The 15,151-nt window shown below is 65.0% G+C and carries 19 protein-coding genes and 1 tRNA gene; 11 read left to right on the top strand and 9 right to left on the bottom strand.

Annotated features, from left to right (window positions below; translation table 11 throughout):
* The first annotated feature begins 204 nt into the window (after positions 1-204).
* Entirely contained in the window at positions 205-1,101 is an 897-nt protein-coding gene (locus D1F64_RS21535) for a neutral zinc metallopeptidase (protein ID WP_117414096.1), read from the top strand.
* A gap of 18 nt (positions 1,102-1,119) precedes the next feature.
* Here the strand turns inward: D1F64_RS21535 and D1F64_RS21530 are convergent, their stop codons facing one another.
* Entirely contained in the window at positions 1,120-1,653 is a 534-nt protein-coding gene (locus tag D1F64_RS21530; protein ID WP_117414095.1) for a hypothetical protein, read from the bottom strand.
* A gap of 189 nt (positions 1,654-1,842) precedes the next feature.
* The gene (locus D1F64_RS21525) at positions 1,843-2,703 is read right to left on the bottom strand and encodes a fumarylacetoacetate hydrolase family protein (protein WP_117414094.1); all 861 of its coding nucleotides are present in this window, start codon (positions 2,701-2,703) and stop codon (positions 1,843-1,845) included.
* 326 nt (positions 2,704-3,029) lie between these two features.
* Here D1F64_RS21525 and D1F64_RS21520 point away from each other — a divergent pair, with 326 nt between their 5' ends.
* Entirely contained in the window at positions 3,030-3,557 is a 528-nt protein-coding gene (locus D1F64_RS21520; RefSeq protein ID WP_117414776.1) for an N-acetyltransferase, read from the top strand.
* Positions 3,558-3,750: 193 nt separating this feature from the next.
* On the opposite strand, the gene D1F64_RS21515 is transcribed toward D1F64_RS21520, so the two are convergent.
* Positions 3,751-4,368 carry a hypothetical protein gene (locus D1F64_RS21515; protein WP_205470573.1) on the bottom strand — a complete coding sequence of 206 codons (618 nt, stop codon included), beginning with the start codon at positions 4,366-4,368 and terminating at the stop codon, positions 3,751-3,753.
* A gap of 231 nt (positions 4,369-4,599) precedes the next feature.
* Here D1F64_RS21515 and ppa point away from each other — a divergent pair, with 231 nt between their 5' ends.
* On the top strand, positions 4,600-5,139 hold the full coding sequence (gene ppa, locus D1F64_RS21510; RefSeq protein WP_117414093.1) for an inorganic diphosphatase: 540 nt from the start codon (positions 4,600-4,602) through the stop codon (positions 5,137-5,139).
* Positions 5,140-5,367: 228 nt separating this feature from the next.
* On the opposite strand, the gene D1F64_RS21505 is transcribed toward ppa, so the two are convergent.
* The 4 genes from D1F64_RS21505 to D1F64_RS21490 are packed head-to-tail and all read right to left on the bottom strand — an operon-like array spanning position 5,368 to position 7,256.
* Entirely contained in the window at positions 5,368-5,793 is a 426-nt protein-coding gene (locus tag D1F64_RS21505) for a metallopeptidase family protein (protein WP_117414092.1), read from the bottom strand.
* 16 nt (positions 5,794-5,809) lie between these two features.
* Positions 5,810-6,070, bottom strand: a complete 261-nt coding sequence (locus D1F64_RS21500) for a hypothetical protein (RefSeq protein WP_117414091.1) — start codon at positions 6,068-6,070, stop codon at positions 5,810-5,812.
* A 54-nt stretch (positions 6,071-6,124) separates the two neighbouring features.
* Positions 6,125-6,649: a disulfide bond formation protein B gene (locus tag D1F64_RS21495; protein ID WP_117414090.1), complete on the bottom strand. Its 525-nt coding sequence runs from the start codon at positions 6,647-6,649 to the stop codon at positions 6,125-6,127.
* 28 nt (positions 6,650-6,677) lie between these two features.
* On the bottom strand, positions 6,678-7,256 hold the full coding sequence (locus tag D1F64_RS21490; protein WP_117414089.1) for a YqaA family protein: 579 nt from the start codon (positions 7,254-7,256) through the stop codon (positions 6,678-6,680).
* Positions 7,257-7,505: 249 nt separating this feature from the next.
* Between D1F64_RS21490 and D1F64_RS21485 the strand changes: the two genes are divergently transcribed.
* The 7 genes from D1F64_RS21485 to D1F64_RS21450 all read left to right on the top strand — a co-directional run bounded on the left by D1F64_RS21485 (position 7,506) and on the right by D1F64_RS21450 (position 13,039).
* Positions 7,506-7,592, top strand: a tRNA-Leu gene (locus tag D1F64_RS21485).
* 271 nt (positions 7,593-7,863) lie between these two features.
* Positions 7,864-8,268 (top strand): hypothetical protein, encoded by a 405-nt coding sequence (locus D1F64_RS21480; RefSeq protein WP_117414088.1) that lies wholly within the window; start codon positions 7,864-7,866, stop codon positions 8,266-8,268.
* Positions 8,269-8,586: 318 nt separating this feature from the next.
* On the top strand, positions 8,587-10,059 hold the full coding sequence (locus D1F64_RS21470) for a TolC family protein (RefSeq protein ID WP_117414086.1): 1,473 nt from the start codon (positions 8,587-8,589) through the stop codon (positions 10,057-10,059).
* Between the two features lie 14 nt (positions 10,060-10,073).
* A complete protein-coding gene (locus D1F64_RS21465) occupies positions 10,074-11,432 on the top strand; it encodes a copper oxidase (protein WP_117414085.1) in 1,359 nt (452 codons plus the stop codon).
* A 47-nt stretch (positions 11,433-11,479) separates the two neighbouring features.
* Complete coding sequence (locus D1F64_RS21460; protein ID WP_117414084.1) at positions 11,480-11,998, top strand: cupredoxin family protein; 519 nt, start codon at positions 11,480-11,482, stop codon at positions 11,996-11,998.
* A gap of 176 nt (positions 11,999-12,174) precedes the next feature.
* On the top strand, positions 12,175-12,459 hold the full coding sequence (locus D1F64_RS21455; RefSeq protein ID WP_117414083.1) for a copper-binding protein: 285 nt from the start codon (positions 12,175-12,177) through the stop codon (positions 12,457-12,459).
* Between the two features lie 256 nt (positions 12,460-12,715).
* Complete coding sequence (locus tag D1F64_RS21450; RefSeq protein WP_248304542.1) at positions 12,716-13,039, top strand: cytochrome c; 324 nt, start codon at positions 12,716-12,718, stop codon at positions 13,037-13,039.
* 27 nt (positions 13,040-13,066) lie between these two features.
* Here D1F64_RS21450 and D1F64_RS21445 read toward each other — a convergent pair whose 3' ends face one another.
* Together D1F64_RS21445 and D1F64_RS21440 are read right to left on the bottom strand one after the other, a co-directional pair.
* Entirely contained in the window at positions 13,067-13,873 is an 807-nt protein-coding gene (locus tag D1F64_RS21445) for a DUF72 domain-containing protein (RefSeq protein WP_117414081.1), read from the bottom strand.
* Positions 13,870-14,382, bottom strand: coding sequence for a helix-turn-helix domain-containing protein (locus D1F64_RS21440; RefSeq protein ID WP_117414080.1), 513 nt, complete (start codon positions 14,380-14,382; stop codon positions 13,870-13,872). Before D1F64_RS21440 ends, D1F64_RS21445 begins: the two co-directional genes overlap by 4 nt.
* A gap of 90 nt (positions 14,383-14,472) precedes the next feature.
* On the opposite strand from D1F64_RS21440, the gene D1F64_RS21435 reads away from it, so the two are divergent.
* A complete protein-coding gene (locus tag D1F64_RS21435; protein WP_117414079.1) occupies positions 14,473-15,132 on the top strand; it encodes a glutathione S-transferase family protein in 660 nt (219 codons plus the stop codon).
* The last annotated feature ends 19 nt before the right edge of the window (positions 15,133-15,151 follow it).

Raw genomic sequence — 15,151 nt, 5'->3', positions numbered from 1 at the left:
GCATCCGGTCTCTCGATACCACCGCGCCGTTGACATGGGAACGGCGCGCGGTGTCGCGGCGCGGACGGGAGATGCTTCGAACCGCGATGCCGCCTGCGGCCGTCATCGTGTGCGCGGCTCGCAAATCCGGTATCCGGCCACGGTGAATCTATTCTAGTCTGGGACAACGCCCATGGGGCGGGCGGCAAGGCGGGAGACGGCATCATGCGCTGGAAGGGCAGGCGGCAAAGCGGCAACGTGCAGGATGTGCGCGGCCAGAGCGGATCCCGAAGCCGCGGCGCGGGGTTCCGGCTGCCGATCGGGCGGGGAAGCCGGCGCGGCGCCCGCGGGCTCGGGCTGGGCGGCATTCTCGTGCTGGTGGCGCTTTATGCCGGCATGACGGCGCTGGGCATCGATCCGGCGGTTCTCTTTGGCGACGGCGCGCCGCAAACATCCTCGGGCGCGCGGCAGACGCCGGCGCGCAACGACGAGGCGAAGCGCTTCGTGTCCACCGTGCTGGCCGAGACCGAGGACGTCTGGCACGCGCTGTTCGGCAAGGACGGCGAGCGCTACGTGGAGCCGGTTCTGGTGCTGTTTTCCGGCCAGGTGCGCTCGGGCTGCGGGCTCGCGTCATCCTCAACGGGGCCGTTCTATTGCCCGGCCGACAGCAAGGTCTACATCGACCTGACGTTCTACGACCAGCTCGAGCGCGGGTTGAACGCCGGCGGCGATTTCGCCCAGGCTTACGTGCTGGCGCATGAGGTCGGCCACCATGTTCAGAACCTGATCGGCGTGCTGCCGCGCTTCCACGAGGCGCGCCGGAGCCTCAGCGCGGTCGAGGCCAACCGCATGTCCGTGCGGGTCGAACTTCAGGCGGATTGCTTCGCCGGCATCTGGGCGGGGCACACCGACAAGAAGGGACTGCTGGAGGAGGGCGACATCGCCGAGGCGCTGAACGCGGCGCGCCAGATCGGCGACGACGCCCTGCAGCGCCGCAGCCAGGGCTACGTGGAGCCTGAAAGCTTCAACCACGGAACCTCCCAGCAGCGCGCGGCCTGGTTCCGCCGCGGGCTGGAGAGCGGCGAGCCCGCCGCCTGCGACACCTTCAGCGCGCAGCTCTGACCGGCGTCTTCGCCGGGATTATTTGCCGACGATGCCCTTGATCAGCCGGTCGAGGAAGCTGTCCTGGGGCGAGTCCGGCCGAAGGATGACCGTGTCCGACAGCCCGTCCGCGTGCGCCGAGCCGATCAGCGAGAACAGGCCCGGCCGGGCATCCAGCCGAAGATCGCCGTGGACGGCGCTTTCCTCGATTGCCGGAGGCGCGGGCTGCGTGGTCTTGCCGTCAGTCGCGTCGATGTTGGAAAAGACCATGCTGGCGATGGCGGCCGGCGCGATCAGGCCGAGCTGGAACGCCTTGATCGGCTTGGATTCCGGGCAATGCAGATAGCCCCAGAAGGCGCCGAGCAGCGCACCGCCGATGATCCGGATGGCGAAGCCGAGCAATTGCACGGAATCAGCCGCGACAAAGAACGCGACGTCGCCTTTCAGGAGATCGGGAAAAGAGCCCAGGGAAATCGCCGCGCCGCCGATGCCGCTCAGGATCATGACCTGAAGCGTCGTCATCTCTGAGCTTGTGGCGCCGCGCGCTGTCTGATTGATCGTTGTTCTGGCCATTGTCGTGCTCCCCAATGAAATGCGGGCGCGGCATGGCGATGGACATCACGGACCGCGCCGTGAAGAAACATGGTTGTGAAAATGACGTCTCGACTGGACCGATTTTAGAACGCGGACACGGCAGCGCCCTGTGGCAATCGCCACAAAACCGCCAATTCCGGCGGTGACGCGCCGCGTCCGGGGCTCCGCTCAGGTCTCGTCGACGACGCCGTTCTTCAGCACGCCGATCTCCGGCACGGTGATCTCGACCACATCGCCCGGCTTCAGCCAGATCGGCGGATCGAAGCGGGCGCCGGCGCCGGTCGGCGTGCCGGTGAGGATCATGTCGCCTGGCTTCAGGGTCATGAAGGAGCTGACATAGACGAGCAGGTCGGCAAACGGAAAGATCAGGTTTTCCGTCGTGTCGTCCTGGCGCAGCTGGCCGTTGACCGTTGTGGTCAGATGCATCGGCTGGCGCGGGTCGAGTTCGTCGGTGGTGACCATCCACGGGCCGATCGCGCCGGTGCTGTCAAAGTTCTTGCCCTGGGTGACGTTGAACTTCGCGTGCCGCACCCAGTCGCGGATGGTGCCCTCGTTGGCCAGCGTCAGGCCGCAGACGTGATCGAGCGCATCCTCGCGGGCGATGTGCCGGCCGCCCTTGCCGACCACCAGCACGATCTCGCCTTCGTAGTCGAGCTGGTCGGACTGTTTGGGCCGCACCAGCGGCTCGCCGTGGCCGACAAAGGAATCCGCCACCCGGAAGAACATGGAGGGATATTTCGGCAGCTCCGAACCGTCCTTGTATTCCTCGTTGCGGTTGGCGTAATTGACGCCGATGCACAGGATCTTCTCGCCGCCCATCACCGGCGGCAGAAGGTCGATCGCGCCAAGCTGGAAATCCGGATCCGCGTCGGTCACCAGCGGCGCGATCTCGCCCAGTGCTCCGGCCTGGATCACATCGAGAAGGCTTGCGAAGCGTGAGGCCAGACGGCGGCCCAGATCGATGATCCCGTCATCGCGCACCGCGCCGAACGTGCGCTCGCCGTCCACGTCGAAACTCGCCAGTTTCATGAAACCCTCGCTGATATGTGCCGCGCCATCGCAATATTCGCCGACGATCCCGAAGGGCGCCGCTTGCTCAACCGGTATACCCCGGGACGCTGCGCGGATCGACCGGTGAAAGTTACTTGGTTTGTTAAATTTATAACCGCGTCTCGTCAACCGGTCCTGCCTTTGTCTCCGTTCCCCGGTGTGCGAGGCGCATTTCGGTCTCTTTCGGATGATCAGATTTCGATGTTTTTCCGGGCATGGGCCCGCGTGCCCGGCGTACGAAATGTCGCGCCTTGCGGCTGCAGGATTCATTCGGAATATAGAGAAGACGGGTTATAGTGGACATCATGAACGTCGACGCCATCTCCATACGCCGAGCGCGACCGGACGATGCGGCCCTGCTGGCCGGCATCCATGACGCCGCGTGGCGCGGCGCATACCTGGGCATTCTCGGCGGGGTGGATCTGGAACGGCTGATCGCCCGGCGCGGCGTCGCATGGTGGGAAGCCGCGATTCGCTACCGCACCCGGATTACCGTGATCGAGATTGCGGGCGTGGTCGCCGGCTATGTCACCTGCGGCCGCAGCCGCATGAAGACGCTGCCCTACGCGGGCGAGATTTTCGAGCTTTACCTGCTGCCCGAATACCAGGGGCTTGGCTTCGGCCGCCGGCTGTTCACCGCGGCGCGCGCCGATCTGCGCGCCAAGGGACTGTCGGGGCTCGCCGTGCGGGTGCTGGTGGAGAACGAGCCGGCGCGGCATTTCTACGAGGCCATGGGCGGCGATCCCGTCTCCGCCGGGCTGGAGCGCTTTGGCCGCACGGACATCGCCATCCAGATTTTCGGCTGGGCCGACGCCACGGCCTTTCGCCGGTAGCAGGCGGCTACAGCAGTTCCGTGTCCACGTGCGTCCTCCTTGAGCGCATCCTCGGCCTTGTGTCGAAGATCCATGTTTTCAGTGGCTTATGGATGGCCGGGACAAGCCCGACCATGACGAAGGAGGGATTTCCCGGCTTTGTCAGCGGTCAGATGGACTCTGTCGCTGTTGCAGCTGATCGTGCCGCCCGGCGTCAGCGCGGCAGGTGGATGATTTCGTCGCGCTCGCAGTCGAAATCCCGGGCCATGGTATCGGCGATCTGGCGTGCGCGGGCGTTGGCGTCCGGCACCGCTTGCGCGTCAATGACGGCGATCTGGCAGGTCCCTCCATCGCCGAGAGCGAAGCCCAGACGCGTGACCACCAGCATCTGGCTGGTCACCGGCTGGCCGGTCGCCTGGTCGAAGCCTTGCGGGAACCAGCGCAGGATGGTGGCGTAGGGGCGTCCGCCGCCACGGTCGGCAAGCCGCCACTCCAACGTCTCGTTGATGGTGTTGAAGGCCGGCAGGGTCTGGCTCGCGGCGATCTCATTGGCGGCGTCCGGGCCGAAGGAGACGAACATCCGCAGATCGCCCTCCGCCACATAGACGGGTATCCCCGCGTAGCCCTCGCAGATCCAGCGGCCGCCGTCGGTGCCTTCACCGCCGTCCGCGCCGCCGGCGGCTTGCCGCGGCGTGCAATCCTCCAGCACAAGCGGCGTGTAGGCGCTGTCGGTGCGGGCGGCGGCGGCGTGCGCCTGTCCCGTCATCGCCGCCGTCGAAAAAGCCAGAATCGTCAGCAGTCTGGCGCTAAGCGCCATGGAATTTCCGGTCATGTTCATCCCCGTGATGAAGGCTCGTCGGGCGCGACGATAAACCATTTCGGGCGGGAATTGGGTTGCGTTGCACAATTGCGGCTTGAGTTTTTGCTCGCGCCCCGGCAAAAAGCGGCCAACGTTCCCTCGCGCGGGCGATCGCGATCCTCCCAGACGTCGCGATATGCCGTGCGAGGCCTGCCTGCCCGGGCTCATGGAGGCCGGGTTCAATCTTTTAGGAGCGCCTGCGCCATGCGTATCGATGCCGTGCCGATCGGAAAGACGCCGCCCGAGGATATCAACGTGATCATCGAGGTGCCGGTGGGCGGCGAGCCGATCAAATACGAGATGGACAAGGCCGCGGGCGCCATGTTCGTCGACCGGTTTCTCTACACGCCAATGCGTTACCCGGGAAACTACGGCTTCGTGCCGCATACGCTGTCCGATGACGGCGACCCGATCGACGTGATCGTCGCCAACCAGCGTCCCGTGGTGCCGGGCGCCATCATGAACTGCCGCCCGATCGGCGTGCTGTACATGGAAGACGAATCCGGCGGCGACGAGAAGATCATCGCGGTGCCCTCCAGCAAGCTGACCCAGCGCTACGACCGCGTCGTCAGCTACAAGGACCTGCCCGAAATCACGGTCAAGCAGATCGAGCATTTCTTCGAGCGCTACAAGGATCTCGAGGACGGCAAGTGGGTCAAGATCAAGGGCTGGGGCGGCGTCGAGGAAGCCAAGGCGATGATCGTCGAGGCGATCGAGCGCGCCAAGGACGACAAGGCCGCGTAACGCCGGCTGACATCGCAGGAATTCGAAAGGCCGGGCCGGCAATGGTCCGGCCTTTTTCGTTTCGGCACAGACCACATATCGCGAATTCGTCATGCTCGGGCTTGTCCCGAGCACCTACCTGCCTTGGGAAAAGATGGGTCCTCGGCACAGGACCGGGGACGACAACCGATGGGTCTGCGCGCTCTCACTGGACCAGATGCGGGGCGACCGAGCCGTCGCGTTTCGCCGTCAGTCCGCCGCCGCCTCGATGGCTTCCATGTCGTCGTCGGAGAGGCCGAAGTGATGGCCGATTTCGTGGATCAGCACGTGGCTGATCACGCCGCCCAGGGTCTCCTCGTGATCGGCCCAGTAGTCCAGGATGGGGCGGCGGAACAGCCAGATCCGGTTGGGTTCGCGGCCCGTCCAGCCGCTGTCGCCGGCTTGCGCGAGCCCCAGGCCCTCGAACAGCCCCAGCAGATCGAACGGGCTTTCCAGCTCCAGGCTGTCGAGCATCTCGTCGGTCGGGAAATCCTCGATGAGGATGACAAGCTCGCCGCAGAATTTCAGGAAATCGTCGGGCAGGCCGGCGTAGGCATCGCGGGCCATGACCTCGAAGGCGGCGAGATCGGGGGCCGTGCGGGAGGCCCAATCGGCTGCATCGCGAGGCGCGTTCATCGGACCGGCCCGCAGATCATTGCATGACGTAGACGCGGACCAGATAGATCACCAGGCCGATGGCGAAGATGAGCCCGGCGACGCGCCCGATGCGGGTGCCCCAAAGCTCGATCTTGTCCTCCGGCCCGAGCTCCTCGGCCGTGAAATGGCCCACCGCCTTGTCGGCCATGCGGGCGAAGGCGGAGCCGCCAAGCGTGTCGGTCTGCGAGGCGAGCCGGTCCAGCGCGGCCTTGGCCTCGCGCTCGCGTTCGGCGTGGATGTCTTCGTGCCTGCTCATCGGATCCGCTCCCCTTGGCCTGCCGGACCTCTTCGGGCCATTCAGAGCCTTGTCTCAAGCCGCCTTCCGGCTGTGCTTGAGAATACCCCAGGCCGCCACGATCACCAGCCCCATCGAGGCGACCACGTTCCAGCCCGCGAACGACAGGCCCAGCATGCGCCAACTGGCTTCCGTGCAACTGACGATGCGGGTGTTTTCCAGTGACTGCAAGAGCGACGCGCCGGCCTCGCGCGGGGCGGAGGTGCCGCCGCCGCAATCGGTGGGCCCGGCCCAGAAATCCCACTCCGCGCCCGCCTGATAGGCGCCGACGCCGCCGCCATAGACAAAGCCGATGGCGGCCAGCGCCAGGACGATCCGGGCGGCGCGGGTGTTGCCGCGCGCGGACAACAGCAGCGCCAGCGCGGTCAGCGGAATCCCGGCGTAATAGGGCAGCCGTTGCTCCAGGCACAGTTTGCACGGCGCGTAGCCGCCGATGAGCTGGAATCCCCAGGCGGTGGAGATCGCCGCGATCGCGCCGGCAAGCACGAGGGCGGCGGCGACGCTCAGCCGGTGCGTTGTGAGCAGGGTGTTGAGCTGCATGGCGTGTCCGATGTGATGGAGGGCGGGCTCAAATATATTTCAGGGCGACAAAGCCGCCAACCAGCATGAGCGTGAAGACGGTGAAAACGAGGCCGAGGCGCCTTTCGATGAAGGCGCGGATCGGCGGGCCCAGCCAGTAGAGAAGCGCGGCGACGACGAAGAAGCGCAGGGCGCGCGCCGCGATGCTGGCCAGGATGAACACCGGCAGGTTGAGCGCGGTGGCGCCGGAGGCGATGGTGATCACCTTGAAGGGAAACGGCGTGACGCCCGCGATGAAGACGATCCAGGCGCCCCAGTCGTTGTATTGCGCGCGAAAGGCCTCGAACTTGTCGAGATAGCCGTAGAACTGCAGGATCGGTTCTGCCAGCTGGAGAAACAGCAGCGCGCCGATGGCGTAGCCGGCCAGTCCGCCGAGCACCGATGCGACGGTGCACAGGGTCGCGAATGCCCAGGCTCGCGTCTTGTCGGCCAGAATCATCGGAATGAGCAGCAGATCCGGCGGCAACGGGAACACCGAGCTTTCGGCGAACGAAACCACTCCCAGCGCGGCAGGCGCGCGCGGTCCGGCGGCAAGCGACATTGTCCAGTCGTAGAGGCGGCGCAACATGCATGTCTCATAGCCGCGCCAAGGGACGCTGTCCACTTGATTGGCGCGGCGGTCCCGACCGGCATCGGGAGATGGCGATCCGCGCGCCTTGCAAGGCGTTGTGAGGGATGCGGGCCGTGCCGCGCGGGCGATTTCCACCGGGCGTTGCGACGCGCCGTCAAACGCGATTGACGTGGCCAATGCTGCGGCTATAGTCGCGCTCGTTTCGTGCCCCGCACGCGCGTCATGCGCGCCAGCCGGGGACGCTGTGCGGGTGTGGCGGAACTGGTAGACGCGCTGGATTCAAAATCCAGTTCTGGTGACAGAGTGTCGGTTCGAGTCCGACCACCCGTACCATGCTCCTGGGTGTGGTGTTCCGAAGGCGGCGGTCAACGGCGCGTACGCTGCCGGGCTTGCTGTTTCGTCCGGTTTGCGATTTTTCCCCATCGCGCTTTGTCGCAACACGCTGTTCTGGCGGTATCACGAGGATGTTATCCTTCGATCGATCTCGTCGGCTCTCGGCGCTTGCCGCCACCACGGCTGCAAGCTACAAGTCCCGGTCTCGCGGGTGAATTCGGATTCGTTCGCCGGAGATCAATGTGATCCTATTGGAAGACGCAAGTCGTTGATGGCACGAACGTTCGTATTGGCGCTGGTTCTTCGCGTGATCACCATCATGGCGCTTGTGGTTGCGCCATTGGCGGCGGCGCATGCCCATGCTCCGACAGCTCCGGTCGTCGACTCAATGCACTCCCCGCACGCTCAACCGGATGGCACCGCCAGCCTGTCCGGCGCGCATGACGCGCATACGTCCAGCGTGGGCCTGGCCGATTGTTCCGGCTCCGCAAGTTCGCCGGCACGTCACTCGGGCGATTCCGCCGACACGTGCTGCTACGGGATGTGTTTCGCCACCGGCGTCATCGACACTCAGGCGCCGGGCGTCCGTCATGACGCGGCGATGTTCTTCAAGGACGACATTGCGCGCCTTGTCCGCATGGACCTGATCGTGCTCCTGGCGCCTCCCAGATCCTGATTACACCGAGAGGCACTGCCTCTCCTTGAGTCCCGCCGTGCGAACACGCGTCGCGCGGCCTATCGACTTGTGCGTAATCAGGTACTTTCCCATGCATAGACTTCTTGCGGCAGCGCTGTTGCCGCTGCTTTTCGGCGCGTGCGCGCGATCCTCGCTGCCCGATGTGGCATCCCATCCATCGCCGGCGGACGCGCGGATCGCGGATCGCGCGCCCACGAACGCCGGGGTGATCGCCGGCTACACGCATCGTGAGCCGGTCTCTCCGCGGCCGTGGAAACAGCTCAACCAGGAACAGGCCCCGAACGGGGGAGCCGGTTCATGAGCCGTCCAATCATCCGGTTGCTGTTCGCGACCCTGGCACCTGTCGCGCTCGCCGGCTGCGTCACCGGCCAGCAGATCGACCAATATTCGGCGCCAGACGCCGGTTTCTCGACCGTCTCGACCACGACCGGTCAGGCGATCGGCAAGCAGACGGTCTGGGCCCAGAACAAGGATGACGCGCAGGCCCTGGCCGTGCGTGTTCATGCCCTCGTCCACAAGAAGACGATCAACGCGGACACCGCGGTGCAGGTCGCGCTGCTGAACAACAAGGGTCTGCAGGCGGCCTACGCCGAGATGGGCCTGTCGGCAGCCGAGGCCTGGCAGCAGACGATGTTGCCCAATCCAAAGGTTTCGATCGGCATCTTCGGCATCGCCAGCCCGGAACTCGGCGCCTATCGCTCGATCGAGGGACTGATCGCCGCGAATATTCTCGCGCTGGCCACGCGACGCTCGCGGGTCGCAATCGCCGATACGCGGTTTCGGCAGGCGCAGTTGACGGCGGTTCTCGAAACGCTCCGGCTGGCCACCGAGACCCGGCAGGCCTGGATCAACGCCGTCGGCGCATTCGAGACCACGGTGTATTTCAATCAGGCGCAGAATGCCGCCGACGCCGCGTCCGAACTCGCCCAGAAGCTTGGCGAAAGCGGCGCCATGCCAAAGGGCAACCAGGCGCGGGAGCACGCCTTCTATGCCGAATTGTCGGGGCAGAAGGCGCAAGCGCGTCTCGCGGCCCGGCTGGCGAAGGAAAAGCTCACCAGACTCATGGGTCTGTGGGGCGTGGACGTCGATTATTACGTTCCCGATTACCTGCCGCGGCTGCCGGCGTCGGTCGCCAGGAGGAACGCGATCGAGACCGAAGCGCTGCAGCGCCGTGTCGATCTTCAGATCGCCAGGCTGGAGCTACAGGCGGTCGCCCAGAGCCACGGCCTGACCGTGGCGACGCGCTATGTCACCGATCTGGAAATCATCGGCGGCTTCGAAAGCGAGCGCGAACGCGACGAGGACGGCGGCAGGAAGACCGTGACCACGCTGCAAGCCGAACTGGAGTTCGTCATCCCGATCTTCGATTCCGGCGAGGCGCGGCAGCGAAAGGGCGAGCTTGCCTATATGCGGGCGGCCAACAAGCTGGCGGAAAAGGCCGTGAACGTTCGCTCCGAGGCCCGCTCGGCGTACATGGCCTACACCGCGACGCATGCCATAGCGCGGCATTACCAGAACAGCGTCCTGCCGTTGCGTACCGGGATCGAGGAGGAATCGCTCCTCACCTACAACGGCATGATCACCAACACGTTCGAGCTGCTCGCCGACACACGGGCAAAGATCAGCACCCTCCTCCAATCGGTCGCCGCGAAACGGGATTTCTGGCTCGCGGACGCGAATCTCTTGGCCTCGACCTATGGCGGCGGCGCCGGCGCCGCTGCCGGTGACGGCGAAGCCATGGCGTTGGCCGACAGCGGCGGCGGACACTAGGAAAGGAGACGATCATGTTCAGCAGACGTCAGCTTCTGGGCGCGGGTGCCGCGCTGGTTTCGACTTCCGCGTGGGCGAAGACCTCGAACAGGGGCTTGCCCGACGCCGCGGTGATGGAGACCGCGGCAACCCAGCCGCCACTGCATCCCTCGACGGGTCCGGACTATCAACCGGTCGTGACCTTGAACGGTTGGACGCTGCCCCATCGGATGAACAACGGCGTCAAGGAATTCCACCTTGTCGCCGAGCCGGTCGAGCGTGAACTGGCCGAAGGCATGACGGCCCATCTCTGGGGCTACAACGGGCAGTCGACCGGCCCGACCATCGAAGCCGTGGAAGGCGACCGGGTTCGCATCTTCGTCACCAACAGGCTGCCCGAGCACACATCGGTCCACTGGCACGGCATGATCCTGCCTTCCGGCATGGACGGTGTCGGCGGCCTGTCGCAGCCGCATATCCCGCCGGGCAAGACCTTCGTCTACGAGTTCGATCTCGTGAAGAGCGGGACGTTCATGTACCACCCGCACTCCGACGAGATGGTGCAGATGGCGATGGGCATGATGGGCATGTTCATCGTCCATCCGAAGGATCCCGCGTTCATGCGGGTCGACCGGGACTTCGTCTTCCTGCTCAACGCCTTCGATATCGATCCCGGCTCCTACGTGCCGAAGATCATGACGATGGCCGACTTCAACCTGTGGTGCTGGAACAGCCGCCTCTTCCCCGACATCGATCCGCTGGTCGTCTCCAGGAACGACCGCGTGCGGGTGCGGGTCGGCAACCTGACCATGACCAATCATCCCGTGCACATGCACGGATACGACTTCGAGGTCACGGGCACGGACGGAGGCTGGGTACGGCCGGAGGCACGCTGGCCGGAGGTTTCGATCGACATTCCGGTCGGGGCGATGCGGGCCTACGAGTTCGACGCCGTTCACGTGGGCGACTGGGCGATCCACTGCCACAAGTCGCATCACACAATGAACGCCATGGGCCACGACGTGCCCACCTTCATCGGTGTCGACAAGAGCGCCATCGCCGGGAAGATCCGCAAGCTGCAGCCCGAGTACATGCCGATGGGAACCGCCGGCATGGCGGACATGGGAGAGATGGAAATGGAGCTTCCCGACAACACCGTGCCGATGATGACCGGCTGGGGCCCGCACGGCCCGATCGAGATGGGCGGCATGTTCTCGGTCGTGAAGGTTCGCGAGGGGATCGCGGCGAACGACTATTCGGACCCGGGCTGGTTTGACAATCCGCCCGGCACCCAAGCCTACGAGTGGACGGGCGAGCTTCCCGATGTCGCCAAGGCGGCAAACGCCGAAACAAGAATCTCGCCCTTGCCGGCGAAGTCCGCCGGCAAGAGCTGAACACCCGAAACCAATACCTGCGACCATATTCATCTGAAGGAATACTCATGAAGACCCTACTTACTGGCGCCGCGATCGCGCTTCTCTCCGTCACGACGGCGCTCGCTGCCGGCTCGCACACCGGCGGTCACGGCCATGATGACAAGGCGGCGGCCGGCCAGCATATGGCGATCGGCAAGCCGGGGATGGCCGCCGATGTGTCGCGCACCGTCGAGGTGGAGATGCTGGAAACCGACGATGGAAGAATGATCTTCAGGCCGGACCGCGTCGATGTGAAACGCGGGGAGACCGTCCGCTTCAGCCTCGTCAACAACGGCGAGCTCGAACACGAGTTCGTTCTCGACCACATGGCCGCCAACGCCGAGCACAAGGCAATGATGGCGAAGTTCCCGGAGATGGAACATGACGACCCCAATGCGGCACGGCTCGTGCCGGGCGCGACGGGGGAGATCATCTGGACCTTTACCAACGACGGTGGCTTCGAGTTCGCCTGCCTCATCCCAGGTCACTACGAGTCCGGCATGCGCGGTGATCTGTCGGTCATCGACACGCTGGCCACCAACTGAAGATCGCAATCGGACAATGAAACAGACTGCTGACAAACCACCTCCGCACTCTTCGTCATCCTCGGCCTTGTGCCGAGGATCCATTCTTTTCAATGGCTTATGGATGCTCGGGACAAGCCCGAGCATGACGAACGAGAGTTCGGGGCCTTTGTCATTAAGCTCAAAGGAATAGCGCGATGAAACCTCTGATCAATCTGGCGCTTGCCGCCGCCCTCGTGATGGGCTCGCTCGGCAGCGGATTCGCCAACGAGTTCACCAAGGGCGTGGTGAAAAAGGTGGATGCCAAGGCGGGCAAGATCACCGTCATCCACGAGGAACTGAAGAATCTCGAGATGCCGGCGATGACCATGGTCTTCCGCGCCGGTGACGACGCGATCCTGGCGAAGATGCGGGAAGGCGCGGAGATCGAATTCGTGGCCGATCGCGTGAACGGCAAGCTGACGATCGTCGCGCTGAAATAAGTCCGTGGCGGTGGAGCGGGGCACTTCGGTTACGTGGCCCGCTCCGGCATTCCGGGCCGCTTCTTCTTGAAGGGCGGCCCCATGTCCTGCCATCACGGACCGGTTCACCGCACCGATCAACCGGGACAGACATGGAGCTGAGACAGACGTCATGACGAATGCATGGAAGTACATTGTCATCGCCGCGATCCTCGGTGGCGCGGGAATTTGGCTCTGGCAGAGCCTTGCTCCGAAAGGCGGCGGATCCTCGAGTCAGGTGGCCGTCACGCTGCCGGATCTGACGCCGATGGCCGCGAAAGGAAAAAAGGAATTCGACGCGGTCTGCGCGGCCTGCCACGGCGTCAACGCGACCGGTACGGACAAGGGGCCGCCGTTCCTCCACGACATCTACAATCCCGGCCATCATTCCGACGAGGCATTCTTCGTTGCCGCCCAACTGGGGGTGCGTCAACACCACTGGCCCTACGGCAGCATGCCGCCGCAGCCGAATGTCTCCGTGGAACAGATCGCGGCGATTGTGAAATACGTCCGTGAACTGCAAGCGGCAAACGGCATCACCGCGCGCCCGCACACAATGTAGGCGGCGGTTGGCAAGCGGTGCCGGTCCTCAGCCGAGGCGCTCGATCAGGGCCATGGCGGCGGCCGGATTGGCCACCTTGTGGCCGCTGATGACGTAGGCGAAGACGTCGCGCCGTTCCGCTTTCGTCGGCGAGGCGCCGCAGGTCTTCAGATCCTCAGGGATGCCGCCCGCGGCCCAGGTGCGCGCGCGGGCCGCCCAGGCGTCGAGCTCCTTCGCCGGATAGCCCAGATCCTCGCCTTCGCGCGTGCCCATGAGGCGGGCGTAGACGAAGGGCGCGGTGATATCGGCGATCTGCGGGAAGGCGGTATCCCCCGCCACCACCACCGCCGCGCCGTGATCACGGGCGAGGGCCACGAAGTCCGGCGTGCAAAAGCTCTCGTGGCGCACCTCGAGTGCGTGGCGCAAGGTCCGCCCCTCGTGGCTCTTGGGCAGCAGCCTCAGGAACCGTTCGAAATCGTCCGCGTCGAATTTCTTGGTCGCCATGAACTGCCAGTTGACCGGCCCGAGCTTGTGCCTGAGTTCCATCACGCCGCTTGCGAAGAACCGCTCGATGCTCTCGCCGGCCTCGGCCAGCACACGCCGGTTGGTGGCGAACCGCGGCGCTTTCAGCGCAAAGACAAAATCGTCCGGCGTCTCGTCGCGCCACTTGGCGAAGGTTTCCGGCTTCTGCGAGCCGTAGTAGGTGCCGTTGATCTCGATCGAGGTCAGCGCGCGGCTGGCGTATTCCAGCTCGCGTTTCTGGGTCACATCGCCGGGATAGAATGGTCCGCGCCACGGCGCGTAGGTCCAGCCGCCGATGCCGACGCGGATGGTGCCCGTGTTGTCTGTGGTCATGGTCGTGGGTCCTTCGATTCATCGGGTCGTCCGGCAACCGCCTCAAATGCGGCCCGGAGTTCGGCGAAGACCGAGCGCGCCGGCATCGGGTGGCCGAGATGCTGGGCGCGCAGCTCCTCCATGAAGGCCTCCCACATCTCCGGCCCACCACGTTCCAGCAGTTCTGCGCGGATGGACAGCTCCTTTGAGACCGGTGTGTGGCGGCGGCCCCATGCGCCCATCTGCGCGAGCAGCGGCACGAGCTGGATCGCCGGTTCGGTCAGACTGTAGATTCCCTTCTGCTTGTGGGTCGGATCGTCGCGGCGAGAGACGAGACCCGCCATGCTCAGGCGTTTGAGCCGGTCCGCCAGCACGTTCGAGGCGATGCCTTCTTCGGAGTGCGTCAGCAGCTCGCGATAGTGGCGCCGGTTGCCGAACATGAGGTCGCGGATCACGATGAGGCTCCAGCGGTCGCCCAGAATTTCCAGGGTCAGGTTGATCGGGCAACCCGATTTCGGCTCTCGGTGCATCGGTGGCTCTCCAAATCCGCTTGCAATATAGGATCGGTTTTGATATCCCTCAACTGCTTGTGAAATGCAATCGGTTCGGAGGAGCCGCCGATGAAACCAATGCTCTACGCGCACCCGTTCTCGTCCTATTGCCAGAAAGTGCTGGTCGCGCTGTACGAGAACGACACGCCGTTCACCTATCGTGCCTTCGGACCCGACGATCCCGATGCCTTTGAGGAACTCACGGCGCTCTGGCCGTTGAAAAAATTTCCCGTGCTGGTCGACGGCGGCCGCACCGTGCTTGAGTCCAGCATTATCATCGAGCATCTCGGATTGCATTATCCCGGTCCGGTGCGGCTGATTCCCGAGGACGCGGATGCGGCCCTGACCGTTCGGATGATGGACCGCGTCTTCGACAACTACATCATGACGCCGATGCAGCGGATCGTGTTCGACCGTATCCGCGACGAAGCCGATCGCGACCCCGTCGGCGTGGTCGAGGCGAGGGCGATGCTGGATGCGGCCTACGCGTGGCTGGACGGGGTGATGGCCACCCGGACCTGGGCGGCGGGCGAGGATTTTTCCATGGCCGACTGCGCGGCGGCGCCGTCGCTGTTCTATGCCGACTGGGTGCATGAGATCGATCCGCGTTTCGACAATGTGCGAGCATACCGGGCGCGTCTTCTGGTGCGGCCGTCGATGGCGCGCGCCGTCGACGAGGCGCGGCCCTATCGCGGGCTGTTCCCGCTGGGCGCGCCCGAGCGCGACTGATCCGGCGTCTCGGCGCGGT

The sequence above is a fragment of the Breoghania sp. L-A4 genome (genome assembly GCF_003432385.1).
Lineage (GTDB): Bacteria > Pseudomonadota > Alphaproteobacteria > Rhizobiales > Stappiaceae > Breoghania.
Note: the sequence above shows the minus strand (reverse complement) of the source record. Positions and strands in the feature narration are given on the sequence as shown.

Bases quoted from the DNA above. Each gene is read 5' to 3' on its own strand.
- D1F64_RS21480 (WP_117414088.1), top strand. From the start codon at position 7,864: ATGGCACGAACGTTCGTATTGGCGCTGGTTCTTCGCGTGATCACCATC.
- D1F64_RS21440 (WP_117414080.1), bottom strand. From the start codon at position 14,382: ATGCACCGAGAGCCGAAATCGGGTTGCCCGATCAACCTGACCCTGGAA.
- D1F64_RS21490 (WP_117414089.1), bottom strand. From the start codon at position 7,256: ATGTTGCGCCGCCTCTACGACTGGACAATGTCGCTTGCCGCCGGACCG.
- D1F64_RS21495 (WP_117414090.1), bottom strand. From the start codon at position 6,649: ATGCAGCTCAACACCCTGCTCACAACGCACCGGCTGAGCGTCGCCGCC.
- D1F64_RS21470 (WP_117414086.1), top strand. From the start codon at position 8,587: ATGAGCCGTCCAATCATCCGGTTGCTGTTCGCGACCCTGGCACCTGTC.
- D1F64_RS21455 (WP_117414083.1), top strand. From the start codon at position 12,175: ATGAAACCTCTGATCAATCTGGCGCTTGCCGCCGCCCTCGTGATGGGC.
- D1F64_RS21525 (WP_117414094.1), bottom strand. From the start codon at position 2,703: ATGAAACTGGCGAGTTTCGACGTGGACGGCGAGCGCACGTTCGGCGCG.
- D1F64_RS21515 (WP_205470573.1), bottom strand. From the start codon at position 4,368: ATGACCGGAAATTCCATGGCGCTTAGCGCCAGACTGCTGACGATTCTG.
- D1F64_RS21505 (WP_117414092.1), bottom strand. From the start codon at position 5,793: ATGAACGCGCCTCGCGATGCAGCCGATTGGGCCTCCCGCACGGCCCCC.
- D1F64_RS21460 (WP_117414084.1), top strand. From the start codon at position 11,480: ATGAAGACCCTACTTACTGGCGCCGCGATCGCGCTTCTCTCCGTCACG.
- D1F64_RS21445 (WP_117414081.1), bottom strand. From the start codon at position 13,873: ATGACCACAGACAACACGGGCACCATCCGCGTCGGCATCGGCGGCTGG.
- D1F64_RS21500 (WP_117414091.1), bottom strand. From the start codon at position 6,070: ATGAGCAGGCACGAAGACATCCACGCCGAACGCGAGCGCGAGGCCAAG.
- ppa (WP_117414093.1), top strand. From the start codon at position 4,600: ATGCGTATCGATGCCGTGCCGATCGGAAAGACGCCGCCCGAGGATATC.
- D1F64_RS21465 (WP_117414085.1), top strand. From the start codon at position 10,074: ATGTTCAGCAGACGTCAGCTTCTGGGCGCGGGTGCCGCGCTGGTTTCG.
- D1F64_RS21435 (WP_117414079.1), top strand. From the start codon at position 14,473: ATGAAACCAATGCTCTACGCGCACCCGTTCTCGTCCTATTGCCAGAAA.
- D1F64_RS21535 (WP_117414096.1), top strand. From the start codon at position 205: ATGCGCTGGAAGGGCAGGCGGCAAAGCGGCAACGTGCAGGATGTGCGC.
- D1F64_RS21530 (WP_117414095.1), bottom strand. From the start codon at position 1,653: ATGGCCAGAACAACGATCAATCAGACAGCGCGCGGCGCCACAAGCTCA.
- D1F64_RS21520 (WP_117414776.1), top strand. From the start codon at position 3,030: ATGAACGTCGACGCCATCTCCATACGCCGAGCGCGACCGGACGATGCG.